This is a genomic window from Microcoleus sp. PH2017_12_PCY_D_A, assembly GCF_020738565.1.
GTDB lineage: Bacteria > Cyanobacteriota > Cyanobacteriia > Cyanobacteriales > Microcoleaceae > Microcoleus.
The window spans coordinates 14558-35388 of sequence record NZ_JAEQCI010000023.1 but is presented as its reverse complement, the minus strand read 5'-3'; the positions used below and the strand labels follow the sequence as shown (position 1 = coordinate 35388).

At 50.7% G+C, this 20831-nt stretch carries 11 protein-coding genes; 3 read left to right on the top strand and 8 right to left on the bottom strand.

What is annotated here, in order from left to right:
- Positions 1–6 precede the first annotated feature (6 nt).
- Positions 7–2559 (bottom strand): DNA topoisomerase (ATP-hydrolyzing), encoded by a 2553-nt coding sequence (locus JGK39_RS06225; RefSeq protein WP_293251215.1) that lies wholly within the window; start codon positions 2557–2559, stop codon positions 7–9.
- 212 nt (positions 2560–2771) lie between these two features.
- Between JGK39_RS06225 and JGK39_RS06220 the strand changes: the two genes are divergently transcribed.
- Together JGK39_RS06220 and JGK39_RS06215 are read left to right on the top strand one after the other, a co-directional pair.
- Positions 2772–2978, top strand: coding sequence for a hypothetical protein (locus JGK39_RS06220; protein WP_293251213.1), 207 nt, complete (start codon positions 2772–2774; stop codon positions 2976–2978).
- Positions 2979–4371: 1393 nt separating this feature from the next.
- On the top strand, positions 4372–4767 hold the full coding sequence (locus JGK39_RS06215; protein WP_293251211.1) for a response regulator: 396 nt from the start codon (positions 4372–4374) through the stop codon (positions 4765–4767).
- A gap of 891 nt (positions 4768–5658) precedes the next feature.
- On the opposite strand, the gene JGK39_RS06210 is transcribed toward JGK39_RS06215, so the two are convergent.
- The 7 genes from JGK39_RS06210 to rpsT form a co-directional block, all read right to left on the bottom strand.
- On the bottom strand, positions 5659–9804 hold the full coding sequence (locus tag JGK39_RS06210) for a DNA-directed RNA polymerase subunit beta'' (protein ID WP_293251209.1): 4146 nt from the start codon (positions 9802–9804) through the stop codon (positions 5659–5661).
- A gap of 249 nt (positions 9805–10053) precedes the next feature.
- Positions 10054–11928: a DNA-directed RNA polymerase subunit gamma gene (locus JGK39_RS06205; RefSeq protein ID WP_293251207.1), complete on the bottom strand. Its 1875-nt coding sequence runs from the start codon at positions 11926–11928 to the stop codon at positions 10054–10056.
- Between the two features lie 83 nt (positions 11929–12011).
- Positions 12012–13103 carry an HNH endonuclease gene (locus tag JGK39_RS06200; protein WP_293251205.1) on the bottom strand — a complete coding sequence of 364 codons (1092 nt, stop codon included), beginning with the start codon at positions 13101–13103 and terminating at the stop codon, positions 12012–12014.
- A 141-nt stretch (positions 13104–13244) separates the two neighbouring features.
- Complete coding sequence (gene rpoB / locus JGK39_RS06195) at positions 13245–16631, bottom strand: DNA-directed RNA polymerase subunit beta (RefSeq protein ID WP_293251203.1); 3387 nt, start codon at positions 16629–16631, stop codon at positions 13245–13247.
- A gap of 376 nt (positions 16632–17007) precedes the next feature.
- Positions 17008–17199 (bottom strand): hypothetical protein, encoded by a 192-nt coding sequence (locus JGK39_RS06190; RefSeq protein WP_293251201.1) that lies wholly within the window; start codon positions 17197–17199, stop codon positions 17008–17010.
- A 31-nt stretch (positions 17200–17230) separates the two neighbouring features.
- Positions 17231–18010, bottom strand: a complete 780-nt coding sequence (locus JGK39_RS06185) for a TatD family hydrolase (protein ID WP_293251199.1) — start codon at positions 18008–18010, stop codon at positions 17231–17233.
- 296 nt (positions 18011–18306) lie between these two features.
- Positions 18307–18606 carry a 30S ribosomal protein S20 gene (gene rpsT, locus JGK39_RS06180; RefSeq protein WP_293251197.1) on the bottom strand — a complete coding sequence of 100 codons (300 nt, stop codon included), beginning with the start codon at positions 18604–18606 and terminating at the stop codon, positions 18307–18309.
- 865 nt (positions 18607–19471) lie between these two features.
- Between rpsT and hisD the strand changes: the two genes are divergently transcribed.
- Positions 19472–20776 (top strand): histidinol dehydrogenase, encoded by a 1305-nt coding sequence (gene hisD / locus JGK39_RS06175; protein ID WP_293295963.1) that lies wholly within the window; start codon positions 19472–19474, stop codon positions 20774–20776.
- Positions 20777–20831: the final 55 nt, after the last annotated feature.

Sequence of the window (20831 nt, the reverse complement as noted above, 5' to 3'; positions counted from 1 at the left end):
CAAGGACTACTGACTGCTGATAACCTTGATAATTCTTTCACCAGGATTGAGGTCAAAAACCCGATCGCCCGGAGCATCCTTCCCCCAAAAAGCTATAGCATCAGCCTGCGATCGCAGCAGGCGGCCAGAATTAGTAAAAAGTTTAACATCCGTACCCGCAACAGCCCGCAGCAATCCAACCAAAGCATCCTTAGGCTCAGCAAAGCGAAAAGCTTGAGTGCCAATTTCGCCGCGGTTAGTAAGCCTGACAGAACCCGCAGGCATTCGTTTAGCCCAACCCAACTCCGAAAATAGCACCAGACTGTCCTCCGGGTCGATCGTAATACAACCCACCAACTGTTCCTGCTTCCGCAACCTGGTGACTTGAGAACCCTGGGCGGTGCGGCCCATGGGCGGCAGTTGTTCGTCATCGACATCAAAGCGGAGGACTCGGCCTCCCGAAGTTGCGACGACCACTTGATCGCCAACTTTGCTTAGACTAGCATTGCGGAGTCGATCGTCCTCCTTGAGTTTAACAACAGTCACGCCGCGATTAGTCAACTCAGCAAATTCCTGCATCGGCAAGCGCTTTATTTTGCCTTGTTGAGTCAGAGTTACTAAATCCGCAGCCTCCGAATTTTCCGGCAAAATAAAGTGTGCAACTGTGATTTCCGAAAAAGCGCGACCGGCACTTTCTTTAGTAGCACTGGGCGACAACAAACCGACAATCGGCGTTCCCCGGTCTTTTTGGCTGCTACTAGGAATATCGGCGACTTTCAGCGGATAAGCTTTGCCGTTAGGAGTTAAGACGACCAAAGTGCGATCGGTTTTTGTGAGGTTTGCCGTCACAATAAAATCTTCATTTTTTTCTAAAGCCGAAACCGATTTTTCGCGACTTTTCGAGCGCGGACGTTCCCCAGCGGGCAAGCGTCGCACGTACTGCTTGTGCGAAAATTCAACAATAGTTTCCTCCGGTTCAATATCGGGCAATAAATTAGGCGAAATTATTGCCGGCAACAAAGGCTTCACACCAGCATTTTTCTTGCCAGCAGGTTGTGTTTGGGCGGTTTTCGCGCGTCCGGTTCCATTGGCAAATTTAGTGCGGCGTTCGTCAGCATACTTGCGTTTGAGCGATCGCAATTCCTTCTTCAAAGCCTTCAAAAATTCGCGCCTGTCGCTCAACAACCGCTGCAATTCTTGAATTTTACCCGTCAGCTCATCCAACTCAGACTGCAAATTTTCTCTTTCCAAACCAGTCAGCCGGCGCATCGGCATCGCCAAAATCGCATCAGATTGACTTTCGCTCAAATTGAGTCGAACTTGGAAAGTTTGCTTAGCCGTAGAACCGTCAGGAGCATTTCTGAGAATGTCGATCGTCGTATCGAGATTTGTCAAAGCCAACATTAAGCCTTGGACAATGTGACAGCGGCGTTCTGCTGCCTGCAACTCGTAATTGTAGCGGCGGGTAAGAGTTAATTCTCGGAAATCCAGAAATTCCTGCAACAATTGTCTGAGGGTCAACTGTCGGGGTTGACCGTTGACAATTGCCAGCAAAATCGCGCCAAAATTTGTTTGCAGGTCAGTTTGTTGGTAAAGACGAGCCAGAACTGCTTCAGGAGTAAATTCTCGCTTGAGCTCAATTACAACTCGAATGCCTTCGCGATCGCTCTCATCGCGCAAATCAGAAATACCATCCAAGCGGCCGGCATTCACCAACTCCGCCACCTTTTCAATCCAAGCCGCCTTATTTACCTGAAACGGAAACTCCGTCACGACGATCGCCGTTTTAGTCCGTACCTTGCGATTCCCAGGCACTTCTTCCACCCCAGCCACACCCCTGACCGCAATGCTACCTCGACCCTTAGTGTAGGCATCAATAATGCCCTCTGTAGAGACGATTTCCCCTCCGGTTGGGAAATCCGGGCCCGGAATTAGTTCGATCAACTTCTCGTCCGAGATCTCCGGATTTTCAATCAAAGCAATTAAACCGTCTACCACCTCGCCCAAATTGTGCGGCGGGATATTAGTAGCCATGCCCACAGCAATGCCAGTACAGCCGTTGAGCAGCAGAAACGGCAACTGAGCAGGTAGCGCCGTCGGTTCCTGCTGCGAATTGTCAAAGTTGCCAGTAAAATCAACAGTTGCATCGCCGACTTGGGTTAACATGGCTTCGTGGGCGATCGATGCCAGCCTCGTTTCCGTGTAGCGCATCGCAGCAGCCGGGTCATTGTCCACCGAACCGAAATTGCCGTGACCCGCAAGCAAAGGATAGCGGCTCGAAAACTCCTGAACCATGCGTACCAGAGCGTCGTAAACCGATTGGTCGCCGTGGGGGTGATATTTTCCCAAAACATCTCCAACCACCCGGGCGCACTTGCGGTAAGGTCGGTCTGGTGTTAAACCGAGTTCGTGCATCGCGTACAAAATTCGACGGTGCACCGGTTTTAAACCGTCGCGGACATCAGGCAAAGCTCGCCCGACGATCACACTCATGGCATATTCGAGGTACGATTGCTGCATCTCGGCGTGCAGAGGCGTAGAAATTACTTGCCCGGAAAGTAGGTTTAGTTGTTTAGCCATGAGTCCTTATGTCCGTTAATTCCTGAGTGAAGACAGCCTCTGTCAGTCGATTTTAGATTTTAGATTTTAGATTTTAGATTTTAGATTTACTCGCAGCTTTGAATCAGGGAGTAGGAACTACGATCTAAAATTTTGGGATCTCCACGACGATTGTGGGGGGCACGGTACCCGTTTTTGGGCGGGGTCAATCATGCTCAGGTTGCCTGTATCGAATGAAAAGCGTTTGCTGGTGCAGCGAACCGAAAGTTCGACCAAACCGCGAGCGCGAGAGGAGAAAAATAAATTTAACAGGTGAAAGCACTGGTGAGAGTGCCGAAGACGGGCAACACTTGCCTCTTACTCTCTACTCTTACACTAACGTCTATGTTGCCTACCTTTGCGCCTACCTGTCGATTTACCGCCCGCCGCGAGAAGGTTGATTCGCGGTCATGCTTTTCCTTATAATCGCTCACAAAGGCCGATCGTTCAGAATTGGGCGCCGTCAAAATCTCTCCGGGCGAACTCTCAAGCCTCTGACACTAGCTCGATCGCGACCAAAGAGTCTATCTTTTAAGCAGTCTCCAGCGGTCAAAACCCAGAATGGCGAATCCTCAACCATCCCCGTTATATTCGTCACTCCGAATGCGGGGGCCCGAGTAGGTCAATAAACATTGCTTGACTCTAAGAGCAAGAAAGAAAATAATTGTCAAGGCTCCGGGACTCTCATAGCAGTTACCAAAAAGTAATGCAGCAGCAGTCAACCCCAGTCCACCTCCAAACCCCTATCCGATCGATCGCGGCCAGTCTAAAATCTAAAATCTAAAATCTAAAAAGGTACAAGTCGGAGCCTTGACCCAAAGACAGGATAAGCAGCAGCAACCCCGAGATTGTCTGTTATGTTCGACAGGGAGAGGGAGATTCTTAGTCCTGGGGGGAAAATGCGATCGTGAAGGGGAATAGAAAATTCAAATATGCAATTTAAATCGACAACAGGTTACTAAAAACTTGCTACCGGGGAATCATGAGAGGAGCGTCAGTGTCAGGTCTAGTTCTAAAAAACAACTAAACACTCTATCCAAGGTAGACAATTATTTGGAATATTCTAGTAGACTGTGATAGATTGTAGTAATATCAATAGGTTAACCCTATTATACGTTGAAGCATTTCCGCATCTAAGCGCGGATGTATTGTAGCAGACCTGACTGAAAAATATACATCTAAAACCTGTTCAAAGTATGGACAGAACCACAAAAAGTTAGAAGGCTAACTCACAGTTTGTCCTTCTTGCGGTCATGGCATCGGGCGCGATATAAATGGCACTTTTAGCATTTTGTTAAAGGCTGTGACAGATCCGCGACACAAAGGCGTAAGATTGCATCTTACCAAATTGTGCCATACACAGTAGAGGTTGATTTTCAGCTTCTACCGGGTTAAATGTATCTGTCTCTATGTCAATACTTCGGACAGTTTTTTAACGACTCTGTAAGCGTTACAGCGTAAGCCCTTGCATTTTTAATGATTTTTTGAAACTCAGGCGCTTACTTAAAGATTGAAAAAATAGTCATCCCTATAGCCATCAAGGGTTTGAGATCCTCGATTAGATCTAAAACTGTCCGAAGTATTGTCTATGTAGTAGTCTAATTGATGGTAATGGATGCTTCTGGGCATCTGTACACCCTCTCACGGTAGTCGCTCAAGGAATATATGCGGGTTTTGCAGGGTTCCCGGCTGATGGCGCTAAAAACTCTGCATTTTTGACGGGGAATCTAGTCCCCGTGCCGTGTTCCTCTTTGGACTCATGTCGCAAAGTTTGCATACTTCCCATATTTATTTATGAAAACCGTTCTGATTGTAGAGGACGATTTGGTCAATGCTCGGGTTTTTTCCAAAATACTGACTAAGCGGGGGGGCTTAGCTGTCAAGCACACGGAAAATGTAGAAGAGGTGATGCAGATTGCTGCTGCTGGCCTTGCTGATTTGATTTTAATGGACGTGTCTCTTTCGCGCAGCGTGTACCAGGGAAAATCTGTTGACGGCATTAAGATTACTCAACTGCTGAAAGCTGACCCGCAAACGGCCTCGCTGCCAATTATATTGGTGACGGCTCACGCGATGGCCGGTGATAGAGAAACTTTTCTGGATCAAAGCGGTGCCGACGGTTACATCTCTAAACCTGTAGTAGACCATCAAGAGTTTGTCGATCGGATTAAAGCCTTGCTCCCTGAGTGAGCGCACCATATTTGAAGCAGGAAGTTCAGCAACGGATTCCTCATCGTAAGAGTGTAACTAATGTAACGGAGGGAAGCCGCGAAGTTTGTAGTTCAATACGCTTGGGTTAGCGGTATTTTACCGAAAACTTGGCGTCTTCGCCCCTTATTCAGTGGCCGGCTTTTATTCGATCGACTTTTTGAGAAACGTCTTGATATTTCTTAAAGACCTAGTGTTCAATCTAACCTAGGAATTCGTACTTAAATCTACATCTGAACAAATAGTTATTTTCGCAGACTGGCTTGAAAAATGCCACCGTGTTTATAATAGCATTTTGACAAAAAATTGCAGCACACTAAATGTTGTGTTTGTTTGTAAGAGCATTGCGGCCAGGTGCCGATCGGTCAAATTGTCGGTATGCAGCTATGAATTTTTCGTGGCTCCACACCCTACAACTACTGTTGCATAAATTTTAAAATTGGTATTACAAGGAAGAAATAATTTTAATTGTCGGTTAATTCAAACAATTAAAATTTTTAAATTTCAAGTTTTATTGAATTCAGATTCATGCCTGCGGCTGAATATCTTCTGCCTTCTTTTTTCTAGCGATTATATCGTGTCCGCTCGATCTACCCGCATAAGATAGTACGCACGTGTGGAATGCGAGTCCGCAAAAAGAGCGGACTCGCATTCCACACTACAAACCGTTTTTATTACTGGTAATCGACCGTACATGATATTAGATGTGCCGATCGCACTTTCGGCTGTGAATTTTGAGTTTTAAGTTTTGAGACCAAAAATTTAAGATCCTCCGAACCAACGCTGGCGCCTGTTGGTTCGGAGGATTTCTCAAAAATTGCCGCGCACTTCAGGCTCGCTGGCTGCGCGGCAATCTATCTCAAAACACTCGTTTTAGTCTTCGTCCTCATCGAAGTCGTAACCGATATCATCATCATCCTCATCGACGATCGCCCCTAAGGAATCATCATCAGTATCAGGGACAAAATCGTCCTCATCAACCTCAACTTCCTCAAAATCGTCCTCGGAGTCAACATCAGAACTGCGGCCAACATCAAAAGGACTCTCGATCGTATACTTGCGGCGCGCAGTGCGATCGTCCAACACCACATCCTCCTGCAAATCCTGGATGTCGTCGTCAAACACGGCACCGTCAAAACCCGCATCCTGAACGCTGGCATCCTCGTAGGCGTTGAACCCAGTACCCGCAGGAATCAGGCGGCCGATGATCACGTTTTCCTTGAGGCCGCGCAGCCAGTCGGACTTGCCCTCGATCGCAGCCTCAGTCAGCACCCGCGTCGTTTCTTGGAAGGAAGCAGCAGATATGAAGCTGTCGGTATTGAGCGAAGCCTTGGTAATCCCCAGCAGCACCGGAGTGTAGTCCGCCGGCGCCCCGCCGGTAATCGACATCGCCTCGTTCACCTGTTCCACCTGCCGCAGTTCCACCAACTCGCCCGGGAGCATGGTGGTGTCGCCGCCGTCCTCCATCCGCACTTTGTTGGTCATCTGGCGGACGATCACTTCGATGTGCTTGTCGGATATGTCCACGCCCTGAGACTGGTAAACCGACTGCACTTCGTTGACGAGGAAAGTCTGCACCTGCTGGAAACTCTCCAAAGCAGCCTCGAAGGTGGGCTGGCGCTCTTTGAGGACTTGGAAAAATACTTCGAGAATCTCGTGGGGGTTGGCGGGCCCGTCGGTCAAAGCTTCGGCGACGCCGACGCGCTGTCCGTCGGAGACGATCGGGTTTTGGCCAGGTAACAAAGGATACTGCTCGATCCGGCCGTCGTCTTCTACTACGGCGAGTTCGACCACATCGTCGTCGGCGACCACTTGAGCCGTTCCCGGGCGCTTGGCCAGGATGCAAGCCTCCTTCGGTTTCCGCCCTTCCAGCAGTTCCTCAATCCGGGGCAAACCTTGAATGATGTCCCCAGTTTTGGCCCGCTCAAACACCAGGATGACTAAGTTGTCGCCGCGCTGCACCAAGTCGCCGTCGTCTACGTGGAGCACTGCACCGCCCGAGACGCGGTAAGGGCGGGCTACCCGCAAAACTATTTTGGCTTGTTCTCCGGTACCGTCGGCAGGTATAACTTTCACGACTTGACCGGACTCTTCCAGAATCACTCCTGGCGCTACTTCTGTACCGGCTACGAGCAATTGACCGGGGCTCACCTCCGGCGTACCCGCTACTGAAACTGTGACAGAATCGGCATCGCGCATGACTAACAACCGGCGGATGGGTTCGCCCTGCCCTTCGCGGATGCCCCGGACGATCCCCGCTTCTTTGCAGAGAATCTCGGTACGGGCGACTACTGCACCGGCGGCGATCGACTGTCCGTCTTCTACCAGCAGCCTGGTGTGGGTGCTGCCTTGGGTCGGATCTGCCGATACGTCCCGCCGAATTACCAGCGATTCCAAAATCACTAGCTGCAAGCGGAAAATCCGAGAAGGAGCTGGAACTTCTTCGCCTTCGACTAAAGTTAGTTCTTGGGAGGCTGCGTTCGCCCCTGTGTCGCCCCAAGCCGGGCCGGAACCGTCGGCTCCAAAAGCTAAGGCGTCTTCCTCATCGGGCAGGAGTTCGATATCTGCTGCCAGTTGCGGCGCCCCGGAACCGATTTCTAGGATGAGCTGAGTCCGCAGCAGTTCGAGTCCTTCGACGGATTTGACGCGCTCTCCGTCTTTGTAGGGGAGGCGCTGGACTGCTTTGAGGGCGATCGACTCGTTGAGGGCGGTTTGGCTCGGTACGGGCGGTTTGTCGGGTACGGGGAATTCGATGACGGGGCGCAGCAGCAAGGCCGGGCCTTCGGGGGTTTCGATGTATTCGGCATAGCCCAATTCTTCGGCAATCAAGCCGGGGAAGATTTCTTGACCCGCGCTGACTATTTGACCTTCGCCCAAGGTGAGCGGCGGGCGATCGACCGAGTGCAGGGTTCCCGGCTTGATCACAATTTCCCGGAGGATGTCGTTTTTCTGGGTAACTTCTACCGCGCCGCTGGTTTGGCAGAAAATATCTTTGACGACTTCGGTTCCGGCTTCGACGTACTGGCCGTCTTCTACTAGCAGCAGGGAGATGTCTTTGTTGACTTCGTGGCATTCTTCGGGAATCCACAGCAGGGTGCCGCCTTTGACGACTTCGTAGCCGAGTTTGGCTTTGCCGCGCTTGTGGACTTCGACTCCGGCGTATTTGACTATGCCTCCGGTGGCGGTGCGGTAGCTGTCGTCGAGCAGTTCGGCTACGACTTCGCCGTTGATGACTTTGCTCCCGGGCGCTGTTTTGAGGGAAAACCGCTGGTTTGAGGCGGTTTCGATGATGTAGTGGTCGCGGCCGCCGGCGCTTTCGGCGCGGACGATCGCTTGGTCTAGCAGCACTTGAGCGGTGATGATTTCGATTTCTCGTTCGTCGGCGATGCGGACTACGCCGCCGTGTTCGGAGATCAGTTTGGTTTCGGCGATGACGCTGTTGGCTGCAATCTTCGATCCGTTTTTGACGGCAGGTTCCGCGCCCGGGAGCAAGTTGTACACCTCGCCCGAAAGTATCCAAATCAGCCCGCCCCTGCTGGCGGTGCGGGTGGTATTGCCTTGGCGGTCGGTTTTTTCTTCCGGCACCAAGTCGGCAAATTTGGCTTCTCCGGCTAAGTCGGAGGCTACGTCCGTCGTGACTTTTTCGGTGGTTTTGCGGGCGGCGCGCCCGACGATCGGCACTTCTGCCAAAACTTGTCCGGGGACGGCGCGCTGTCCGTCTTTGACCATCAGGGTGGAACCTTGGACGATCGCGAATTCTACTTTCAGCTTCTGATTTTTAGCTCCCGATTTGCCTTCTTCGTAGCCCTCGCCCTCGAATACGAGTTTGCCGTTGTTTTCGGCGACGAGGGCTTCTTCGCCGTGTCTGGTGCGGAAGGGGCGGGTACGCAAGTTCTTGAATTTGGCGGTGCCGGGAAAGGGTGCCCGTTCTTGTTTGGCGACTTCTCCAGTAAACACCCCGCCCGTGTGAAAAGTACGCATGGTGAGTTGGGTTCCCGGTTCGCCGATCGACTGGGCGGCAATAATCCCGATCGCTTCTCCCATGTCCACCATTTGCAGGTGGGCGAGGCTCCAGCCGTAGCAGCACTGGCAAACGGAACGGGTGGCTTCGCAGGTTAGGGGCGATCGCAAATAAACTTCCGGCACTCCCGACTTGCCGATTTCCCCTGCCAGCTCCTCGGTAATCGGCTGGTTGCGGACAGCTCTTTCGCTGCCGTAAGTCACGATTTCTTTGGTTTTGGGATCCACCACATCTTTGGCCAAAACCCGCCCCAGCAGACGATCTTTCAGGGGAATCAGCACGGTAGCGCCGTCGGTCATGGGGCGGACGCGAATTCCCCGCTGAGTTCCGCAGTCTACTTCGCGGACGATTACGTCTTGGGATACGTCTACTAAGCGGCGAGTTAGGTAGCCCGAGTCGGCGGTGCGGAGGGCGGTATCTACTAAGCCTTTGCGCGCTCCGTAGGAGGAAATGATGTACTCGGTAACGGTCAAGCCTTCTCGGAAGTTGGTTTTAATTGGCAAGTCGATGATTTCCCCTTGGGGGTCTGCCATCAATCCGCGCATTCCGACGAGCTGCCGCACTTGGGAGATGTTCCCGCGCGCCCCGGAGAAGGCCATCATGTACACCGAGTTGAGGGGGTCTGTGGCTCGGAAGTTCTTGACTACTTCGTCTTTGAGGTCTTCTGAGGTGCTGTTCCAGGTGTCGATTACTTTCTGGAAGCGTTCGACTTCGGTGATTTCGCCTCTGGTGTATTTCTGTTCAGTTACCCGGATTTCTTCTTCGGCTGCTTCGAGCAGTTGCCGTTTGATTGGCGGTACTTGCAGGTCGTCTACACTAATTGAAACTCCCGCTCTGGTCGCAAACCGAAAACCCAAGTCTTTGAGTTTGTCGGCCATTTGCGCCGTGCGGGCCGTTCCATAGTTCATGAACGACCAAGAGATTAATTTTTTGAGCTGACCTTTGTCAACAACTCGATTGCGAAAAACAATTTCCTTATTTTCCTTATTTTCTGTCATTTTTCTGCTGTTAGTAATTTAGTCATTGGTCATTGGTCATTGGTTATTGGTAACTGGTAACTGGTAACTGGTAACTGGTAATTGGTACAGAATTTACGTCGCATAACATTTATATGTAGGGTGCGCAATGCGCACCTTACTTATATGTAGGGTACGCAATGCGCACCTTACCGCTGTCTAGCACATCCAAGCATTTTTTTCGTCCAAGACTGACCCATTACCTATTACCTATTACCTATTACCCAATTCCTAATTGTTAATTACCGATTCGATCGTTTGGTGATAAATAATCCTGCCCGGAGTAGTCCGAATAAACTGATTGATCCTCTTACCCTCTGCATCTTCCCGAACGCGGCGGAACTTGTATTCTTTCGTCACAGTACCGTCAGTCGATCGCTCCACTTTCAGCGGTTCACCTTCGGGTTCTGTATTTTCGATCGCGCCTTGAAACCGCACCCACACGTAGGAATGCAAGTCCACGACTCCTTGTTCGTAAGCTACAACCGCATCGGTAAGGTTGGAGAAATAATTACCTGCTCCTTTTTGACCGTTAGGATTTTCGGCTGTCAAGTAATAGCAACCGAGCACCATATCTTGAGAAGGAGTGACGATCGGTCTTCCGGTTGCCGGCGACATAATGTTGTTAGAAGCCAACATCAGCAAGCGCGCTTCCGCCTGAGATTCCAGAGACAAAGGCACGTGTACCGCCATTTGGTCCCCGTCAAAGTCAGCGTTAAAAGCCGGACAGACTAGCGGGTGAAGCTGAATCGCCCTCCCGTCCACCAAAATCGGTTCAAAGGCTTGAATCCCCAAACGGTGCAGCGTAGGAGCCCGGTTCAGCATGACGGGGTGTCCTTCAATCACCTCTTGCAGCACGTCCCAAACGCTGGGATCGTTGCGTTGAATCAGTTTTTTGGCTGCTTTGATGTTATTGACCAATCCTTGGCGGATGAGGCGGTGGATGACGAAAGGCTGGAAAAGCTCGATCGCCATTTCCCTCGGCAAACCGCACTGATGAATTTTCAGTTTCGGCCCCACCACAATCACCGAACGTCCAGAATAGTCAACCCGTTTCCCCAGCAAGTTTTGCCGGAAACGACCTTGTTTCCCCTCAATAATGTCCGACAGCGACTTCAGCGGACGGTTGTTTGCGCCCACCACAGTCCGGCCCCGGCGGCCGTTATCAATCAGCGCATCCACAGCCTCTTGTAACATCCGCTTTTCGTTGCGAATAATAATCTCCGGCGCCAAAATTTCTTGCAGTCTCGCCAATCGGTTGTTGCGGTTGATGACTCTCCGATAAAGGTCGTTGAGGTCGCTCGTTGCAAAACGCCCGCCGTCTAGCTGCACCATCGGCCGCAAGTCCGGAGGAATCACCGGAATCACACTGAGAACCATCCAATCGGGATGAGAACCCGTAGCGATAAAGTTGTCAATTACCCGCAAGCGTTTAATTAACTTCGCCCGTTTTTGGCCTTTAGCATTAGCAATATCTTCCCGCAGCTTTTCCGCTTCGCTTTCTAGCGGAATATTTTGCAGCAAAACTTGTAAAGCTTCAGCACCAATTCCTACTTCTACCCCCGTCAGAGTGGAATCTTCGCTGTAAAGTTCATCTTCTATTTCCAGCCAAGCATCTTCAGTGAGCAATTGCTTGTATTGGAGCTTTTCAGCATTACCAGCATTCAGCACAACATAGGCATTGAAATAGACAATTTGTTCGACATCTCGCAGGGGCATATCTAACAGAATTGCCATGTAACTGGGGATGCCTTTGAGATACCAAACGTGAGCTACTGGAGCTGCTAATTTAATGAATCCCATGCGGTGGCGGCGGACGCGAGATTCAGTAACTTCAACACCGCATCTCTCGCAAACAATGCCTCTATGACGCACTCTTTTGTACTTACCACAATGACATTCCCAATCTTTTGCAGGCCCAAAAATGCGCTCGCAAAACAACCCGTCCATTTCCGGTTTTAATGTTCTGTAATTTATGGTTTCTGGTTTCACGATTTCGCCTGTAAGCTGACCATTGGGTAAAGTTCTCTCTCCCCATTGTCGAATTCTTTCTGGTGAAGCTAACCCAATCTTTACGTAATCAAATCGTTGTTCTATCTTAGCCATTCTAGACTCCAATCGATGATTTACTTGAAATTATTTGCTCTAATTAATCTGTTTTGATTGATTGTTTGCCAATTACATCAATATCAGACTCCTTTATATGTGGCATTAGTTTTAATGTCATAAATGACATTTTTGGACACTCCCAATTCGCGAGAAATTTTAGCAAGAGATTCTCCAGCTTTAATTCTTTCTCGCACATCCTGTGCTTGAGCAAAAGTCAGCTTGCGATCGAGATATCCACCCATACGAGGAATCGGAACCTCTTCGCCTGCTTCCTTCCAAGTGATGTGATACTTAATATTGTGTATAGTTATCGGATTTACGCTGTATGCTTCAGCTAGATCCTTCATTCTTTCTCCTGCTGCTAGTTTTTGCCGGATTTCTCGCACTTTTTCCCAGTCTAATTTGGCATTGGAAAGGGGATGACTTTTTCCTTGGGTGCGTCCTTTTTGGGAAGCATCTAATAAATTCTGAGAACGAGTACCAGCCCAGAGGTGTTCTGGATTAATACAACTGGGAGTATCGCAAGTATGACAAGCATCCATATAAGTTGGAAGTTCACATCCTAATTTCTCTGCTAAAACAGCACGAGTCACTGTTGCCTGTTTCCCATCTTTTGTTAAATACCTGCCATAGCCGGCACCGTCTTTTGCGCCTTGGAAAATTATGCAGCCGTTATCTTGAATTTCTCCTACAAAGCGTGGGGAAACTGTGGTGAAATTATCGGGGATATTTGCCTGAATTATCTTAGTAATAGTTTCATGTTGTACCCCATACTCTTTTGCTAGGTGGTTCTTTGCTGTTCCAGATAAATATTTAGTCTGAATTTCCCGCAGTTGTTGGATAGACAATTTACCACTTCCCGGAATACTTTTGCGTCTGGGAGTTTTGCGATCGCGCCCCATCATCTGTCCGGTATTCTCAGCAGCAGACCCCGCTACGAGATGTTCCGGGTTGATGCAGCCTGGATTGTCGCAGGTGTGGCAAGCAAAATAACTGGAATCGAGGAATCCTGCTATTTTCGATTCGAGGACTAATCGGTGGACTAATACCGTTTTGCCATCGATCCACTTGCGTCCGTAACCGTTACCAAACTTACTGCCTTGCCAATTAATACAGCCTGTCTCCAGGTCTAATGCTCCTTCAATTCCAGGGATAACTGTTACAATAGTCATGTCAGCGTCTCTCCTCTTAAGAGCGTTGATTCGCCTCAACAGTGGTACGAACACTGCTGAGGCATTTTTATTTGAGATTGTCGATTTTAAATTTTAGATTGAATACTGTCAAACAATTCTTCAATCTAAATTCTAAAATCCCTAATCTTCGTCGAGTTCGTCGCGAGAAAGCGATTCGTAGGTGGGCCTGGAGGGCGATCGCCTGCCGCCGGCATCCGCCATCAAATCGACTTCAACGTGCTCGCTGCCTTCGTCGTTAGTATTCACCTTGTGCACGGCAATGTCGAGACACAAAGATTGCAACTCCCGCATCAGCACTTTGAACGATTCCGGCGTACCGGGGCGCGGAATGGCTTTGCCCTTGACGATCGCATTCAAAGCCTCATTTCTACCCTGCATATCGTCCGACTTGACAGTCAGCAACTCTTGCAAAGTATAAGCTGCGCCGAACGCTTCGAGAGCCCAAACTTCCATTTCTCCGAACCGCTGACCCCCCTGCTGCGCTTTGCCGCCCAAAGGCTGCTGCGTTACCAGCGAGTAAGGGCCTGTACTCCGGGCGTGGATTTTGTCGTCTACCAAGTGGACGAGTTTGAGCATATAGGCGATGCCGACTGTGACGGGGCGATCGAACGGTTCGCCGGTGCGGCCGTCGTAAACTATAGTTTTGCCCGGGTGATTTTCGTTAAATACCCAAGGCTTGCCTGTTTTTTCGCGCGCCTCCTCCAACTTGCCGTGAACGGTTTCCCGCGACTTTTCAGCCCCGTGCATTTCGTCAAACGGCACCATCTTGAACCGCATCGACAAATTTTCGCCCGCCCAGCCCAGCAAGCACTCGAAAATCTGACCGACATTCATCCGCGACGGTACGCCCAAGGGATTGAGCACGATGTCAACCGGAGTTCCGTCTGGCAAATAAGGCATATCTTCCATCGGCAGAATCCGGGAGACGATACCTTTGTTGCCGTGGCGGCCGGCCATTTTGTCGCCGACTTGAATCTTGCGCTTCTGGGCTACGTAGACGCGGACGACCATGTTAGCGCCGGGGGGCAGTTCGTCGCCCTGTTCCCGGGTAAAAACCCGCACGTCCACCACGCGGCCTTTTTCGCCGTTGGGTACGCGCAGGGAGTTGTCGCGCACGTCTCGGGCTTTTTCCCCGAAAATTGCCCGCAGCAGTTTTTCTTCCGGCGGTTGGTCGGATTCGCCTTTGGGCGTGACTTTCCCAACGAGAATGTCGCTGGCTTCTACCCAAGCGCCTTTGCGGATGATGCCCTGTTCGTCTAGCTGGCGCAGGGCGTCTTCGCCGACGTTGGGAATTTCGCGGGTGATTTCTTCGGGGCCGAGTTTGGTTTGGCGGGCTTCGATTTCGTATTTCTCGATGTGGATCGAAGTGTATACGTCTTCGTACACCAAGCGCTCGCTAATTAGCATGGCGTCTTCGTAGTTGTATCCCTCCCAGGGCATATATGCTACGAGGATGTTGTGGCCCAGGGCTAGTTCGGCGCCTTCGGTGGAGGAACCGTCTGCTAGCACTTGGCCGGCTACGACGCGATCGCCCTCATAGATCAGCGGGCGCTGGTTCAAACAGGTATCTTGGTTCGATCGCTGATATTTTTGCAGTTCGTGTTCGATGCAGCCGGCATATTTTTGCTTCCAAACCGAAGGCTGCTTGGCTTTGAGGTCGTCGTATTCGCGAATCATGAAATGTTCTTCGCTGGAATTCGACTCGGCATCTACCGCCATGGGCTTGACAATAATCCGGGTTGCGTCGATGTAAATCACCTCGCCGTCGATCCGGGAAACTACCACCATCCCGGAATCTCGGGCGGCCTGAGCTTCTAGGCCGGTACCGACTAGGGGACGTTCTGGTTTGAGAAGCGGCACGGCTTGCCGCTGCATATTGGAGCCCATGAGAGCTCGGTTGGCGTCGTCGTGTTCCAAGAACGGGATCAGCGATGTTGCCACAGAGACGATTTGGACTGGCGAAATCGCCATGTAGTCCACCTGCATCGGGGTGGTGGTGGTGAATTCTTGGCGGTAGCGCACGGCTACGGTTTCGCCCAAGAGGTTGTTGTTTTCGTCGAGGCTGATGTCTCCGGGGGCGACGCGCAAGTCGTCTTCTTCGTCGGCTGTCATGTATACGGGGGCTTTGTCCCGCAATACTTGTCCTTTTTCGACTGGATAAAAAGGTGTTTCGATGAAGCCGTAGGGGTTGACGCGGGCGTGGGTTGCTAGGGAACCGATCAGTCCGGCGTTGGGGCCTTCTGGTGTTTCAATGGGGCAAATCCGGCCGTAGTGGGACGGGTGAATGTCCCGCACTGCAAATCCGGCGCGTTCGCGGGTCAAGCCTCCGGGGCCGAGGGCGGACAGCCGGCGTTTGTGGGTGAGTTCTGCTAGGGGGTTTGTCTGATCCATGAACTGGGATAGCTGGGAGGAACCGAAGAATTCCTTGATTGCTGCTACCAGCGGTTTGGGGTTGACTAGGGAGGCGGGGCTGAGGGAGTCGGCGTCGGATACTGTCATCCGTTCGCGGATAATCCGTTCTAGGCGGTTCAATCCGACTCTGACTTGGTTTTGCAGCAGTTCGCCGACGCTGCGGACGCGGCGGTTCCCTAAGTGGTCGATGTCGTCGGTGGAGCCGATGTCGAATTCCAGGTTGATCAAATAGTCGATCGCCGTCAAGATATCTTGGGATGTCAGTACCCGCATCGTATCGGGGACTGTCAACCGCAGTTTTTTGTTGAGTTTGTACCGACCTACCCGGCCCAAATCGTAGCGTTTGGGGTCGAAAAAGCGCGAGTTGAGGAGCTGTTCGCCGCCGGCTACGGTGGGGGGTTCGCCCGGTCGCAGTTTGCGGTAGAGTTCCATCAAAGCTTCTTCTTCGCCGAATTGTCCTTCTTTTTCGATCGTTTTTTGGAAGTATTCGGGATGGCGCAGGCTGTCGTAGATTTCGCCGTCTGTCAGGCCTAGGGCTTTGAGCAGAACTTGGGCTGACAGCTTGCGGGTTTTGTCGATTCTCACCCAGACTAAATCGTTTTTGTCGGTCTCGAACTTGAGCCACGCGCCGCGGTTGGGGATCAGGCTGGCGTTGTAGGAACGGCGACCGTTTTTGTCGGTTTCCGATTTGTAGTATACGCCGGGCGATCGCACGATTTGGTTGACGATTACTCGTTCCGCCCCGTTGATGATGAAAGTGCCGCGTTCGGTCATCAACGGCAAATCGCCGATGAAGACTTCTTGCTCTTTGATTTCGCCTGTTTCTTTGTTAATCAAGCGGGTGGGGACGTACATTTGCACCGAGTAGGTGCTGTCCCGGCGCTTGGCTTCGTCTACGTCGTATTTCGGGCGCTTTAGTTTGAAGTCTTTACCGATGAAGTGGAGTTCCAGCTTTCCCGTGTAGTCTGTAATCGGGGAGAAGCTGTCGAGTTCTTCGATCAGTCCGGCTTCTAGGAACCAGCGAAAACTTGCCCGCTGGATTTCGATCAAATCGGGCAAGGTGAAGGCGAATTCTGTGTAATCTTTAGTGGTCATGGGTGTCCTTTTTCCGCAGTGGCTCTAGCTTTTTACATGGCGCCAAGGCTGGGCTTTTTTACCTTGTTGCGTTTTTTTGATGGATTGTGTGAGAGAATTTATATGATGTTTTCGATCGCCTACCAACTGCTGCAACGGTTATTTTTATTGGTTGCTCGCATTTTTTTTGTGCGGGTTCTGGCTGCGATCGAGATTTTTTTAGCTCCGATCTCTTGGTACTCCAGGATAAATACCCTACACATTTGACTCCTAAAATTGACTGGACAGCTATTGCCAAATTGCTGAATTTCCAAGTTGCTTTTGATGTGTAAAATTGAGTGTAAGTTTGAGGTATTGCTTGAGGTTTTTGTCTGCCCGGAAGGTTGGTTAGCGCAGCCTAAGCTAGCTGTTTGGTGACTGCGATGGGGCCCGATCGCCAGCGATCGCCCGATCGGTCGGTTCTTTTTATTATAGGACGCAAATCCGATCGCACTACGGCAACTCCCAAAGAATCTGAGATTAAGGATGAATCCGGTTTTTGTATCAGGATATAGATGGGATTTTTCCTATCTTTTCCCCCGAACTCCACCTGTTTTCCTCGTTTCTCTATGCGCTAGTAGCTAAAGTGACAACCCGAATAGCTGACAGGCATTTTCGGTTGTCTGCTGGGACAAAGTCAAGAGAGAAACTCCTCTCAATTTAGCAACTTGCTCGGCTACGTAGTAGACGTAAGCTGGTTCGTTGCGTTTTCCCCGCTGGGGTACGGGCGCGAGAAAAGGACAATCTGTCTCGACTAGGATGCGATCGCTATTTACCATACAAGCTGATTCTTGTATTTGCAAGGCTTTTTTAAAGGTGACTGTGCCGCTAAAACTGATGTAGAAACCCAGATCTAAAAACCACTGGGTTTCTTCGGGCGTACCTCCCCAGCAGTGCATCACCCCGCGCACGGGCCCGCGTTTTTGCCAAAAGTTCCGCAGCATTTCGGCCATCGGGGCAGCGGCGTCGCGGCAGTGGATAATCACTGGTTTGTCAAGTTCCCGGGCAATTTCAAGCTGTGCCTCAAACACTTTAAACTGCTGTTGGCGATCGTCAGCCTTAAAAAAGTCTAGTCCAGTTTCGCCGATCGCCACTACCCGAGAGTCAGAACTTGCTAATTCCCTAATCAGGCTTGCAGTTTCGTCTTTCCACTTGGTGGCATCTAGGGGATGGAGCCCCACCGCAAAAGAGACTTCTGCAAACTGATTGGCAATTGCTTGAATTCCAGCAAACTCTTCGGGTTCTACACAAGAATGAACCAATCGAACCACACCAGCTTCGCGCCAGCGTTCTCGAATGGCTTCTAACTCCGACTTGAAAGTCTGAAAGTTGATATGAACGTGAGTATCGATGAGCTGCATGGGCGAATGAGAGAGAGAGGGGGAGAGGGGGAGAGGGGAGAGGGGAGAGGGGGGAGAGGGGGAGAGGGGGAGAGGGAGAGGGGGAGAGGGGGGAGAGGGGGAAAATCTTCTCTCTTCCTTGTTTCCTGCTACTTTTTTCCTTCTTCCTTACTTCCTGCTGCTTTTTTCCTTCTTCCGACTTCCATCCGTTACATCCGTTACATCCGTTACCGAACTTCTTCCTTCTTCCGACATCCATCGGACTTCCATCCGTTACATCCGTTACAAAATCCGTTGCCGAACTTCCTTCTTCTGTCTTAGGATGCTACTTGTGTTTCGTGGGGCTTGAGGGTTCTTGCCAAGCGGGACTTTTTGCGAGCGCCGTTGTTGCGGTGCAGTACACCTTTTTTCACAGCTTTGTCAATTTTGCTGTAGGCCTCAGACATCCGCTGCTGGACTTCTTGCATTAATTCTGGTGTCGGAGCTGCTGCGTATTTCTCAACGGCTGCAAAATACTTTTTCATCAAAGTTTTTACCGCTGACTTGTAGGACTTGTTGTACAAGCGGTTGCGCTCGGCGATTTTGACTCGTTTGACGGCGGACTTAATATTTGCCATAGTTCAGTTTGTGGAAGTAGGTATTGATTGATACATCACAGTCTCAAGATAGTCTCAAGACACGGAGTTTTTGAGGGACAATCTTTTCGGGTGCGAGCCGCAAAAAGCTTGATTTTTTTTAAAGCTGAGTCAGCCATGAGCCGATCGCTCAGATTCAAGCTGAGCCTCCAGCTACTTTTTCAAGGGCGATCGCGCAATAATTTTTAATTGACTCATTTAACGGCCTTTTTTTTACCTGTGACGATACCCAAAGGTATGACAAGGTTGCGATCGAGGCGTTTTGCGAGGTTTCCACCGTCACGAGTTAAAGTCACGGTTTATTGCGCGCAATTTTCAAGTATACAATAACTTGGCGTTTTTTTTATAAAAAATTATCAGGTGTTGAAAAAACTAATATAGCATCAATTCGGCTCAAAATCCCATTCCCGGAAAAATCCAAGTTAAGCTATAACAAAGAGTACGGGTTATTTGGGCTTCGTCGAAGGAAGAGGGAAGAAGGGAAAAATGAAGAAGGAAGAAGGCAGAAGGAAGAATGAAGAGGGAAGAAGGCAGAAGGCAGAGGGCAGAAGATTTTTCCCCTCTCCCTCCGCACCTTCTCCCCCTCTCCCCCTCTCGCCCTCTCCCCCTCTCCCTCCCTCTATCCCTCCGCACCAGATGCTCTGGCGAGCAATTCCTAGAAAAGCTCTCAGTGTTGCAAAATCATCGACAGAGATTTACAACGCTGCACTGAAGCGGTTGAAACTGCCGCGAATCTCGCGGTTGAAGCTTGTGGACTGGTGGTGGCTGACTTATCCAGGAGATAGTCACAAAAATCCCCAATTGTCAAGCAAATGTTAGTGAATTATTGACGGCATTCCTAATCTCCATGCTGCGAATTATTACTCAGTGGGTTGAGGCACAAGCTGAACTGCGACGAATCTGCGATCGCACCCACGACGAACTTGTTATTCACAAAGAAGCCACCGTGCGGGAGGTGCTGCAAGCTGTAAGGCGCAAAGGCGATCAGGCTGTGCTGCAATATACTGCTGAATTTGACCGCATGACTCTAAATGCGACGGATTTGCGCGTGAGTGGCGCCGAATTGGATGCTGCTTACCAGCAAATATCGAAAGAATTATTAAATGCGATCCGCTTGGCTTGCAAACAGGTAGAAGCGTTTCACCGACAGCGCGTCCCCAAGTCTTGGGTGCAGTTTGGTGATGATGAGGTTGTTTTGGGCAAGCGCTACACTGCGGTCGATCGCGCGGGAATTTACATCCCTGGCGGTCAGGCGTCCTATCCGAGTTCGGTGATCATGAATGCGGTGCCTGCCAAGGTCGCCAAGGTGCCGAAACTGGTGATGTGTACTCCCCCCGGACAGGAGAAGAAAATGAATCCTGCGGTGCTGGTAGCGGCTCAGGAAGCGGGAGTTGATGAGATTTATCGGGTAGGCGGGGCGCAGGCGATCGCAGCTTTGGCCTACGGTACAGAAACTATTCCCAAGGTAGATTTAATTACCGGGCCGGGGAATATTTACGTAACGCTGGCGAAAAAGCTGGTTTACGGAACAGTCGGGATCGATTCTCTGGCGGGGCCCTCGGAGGTGCTGATTATTGCTGATGCTTCGGCGAATCCCGTACACGTAGCTGCGGATATGTTGGCTCAAGCCGAGCACGATTCGATGGCGTCGGCGATTTTGCTGACGGCGGATTCGGTGTTGGCTAGAAAAGTCGTGGCTGAGGTTGACAGACAATTGGTAAATCACCCGCGCCGGACTTTGACTGAAAAGGCGATCGCCAATTACGGTTTAGTAGTAGTAGTTGAGTCCCTGAAGGCGGCGGCGGAACTCTCTAACGAGTTTGCTCCCGAACACTTGGAATTGCAAGTGGCAGATCCCTGGGCTTTGCTCGACCAAATTCGGCACGCTGGGGCGATTTTCTTGGGCTTATCGACGCCGGAAGCTGTGGGCGATTATTTGGCTGGCCCGAATCATACTTTGCCGACTTCTGGAGCTCCGCGCTATGCTTCGCCGCTGGGTGTGGAAACTTTTATGAAGCATTCGAGTTTGATTCAATATTCGCCGGCTGCACTGAAAAAGGTGGGTAGGGCGATTAATGTGTTAGCGGAAGCTGAGGGTTTACCTTCTCATGCTGATTCGGTGCGCTTGCGGACTGATAAAGAGGGAGGGTGATTTTTTGATGGTAGAGTTGAGGTTGGCGATCGAGATTTACGCACTTCGGGCTTAA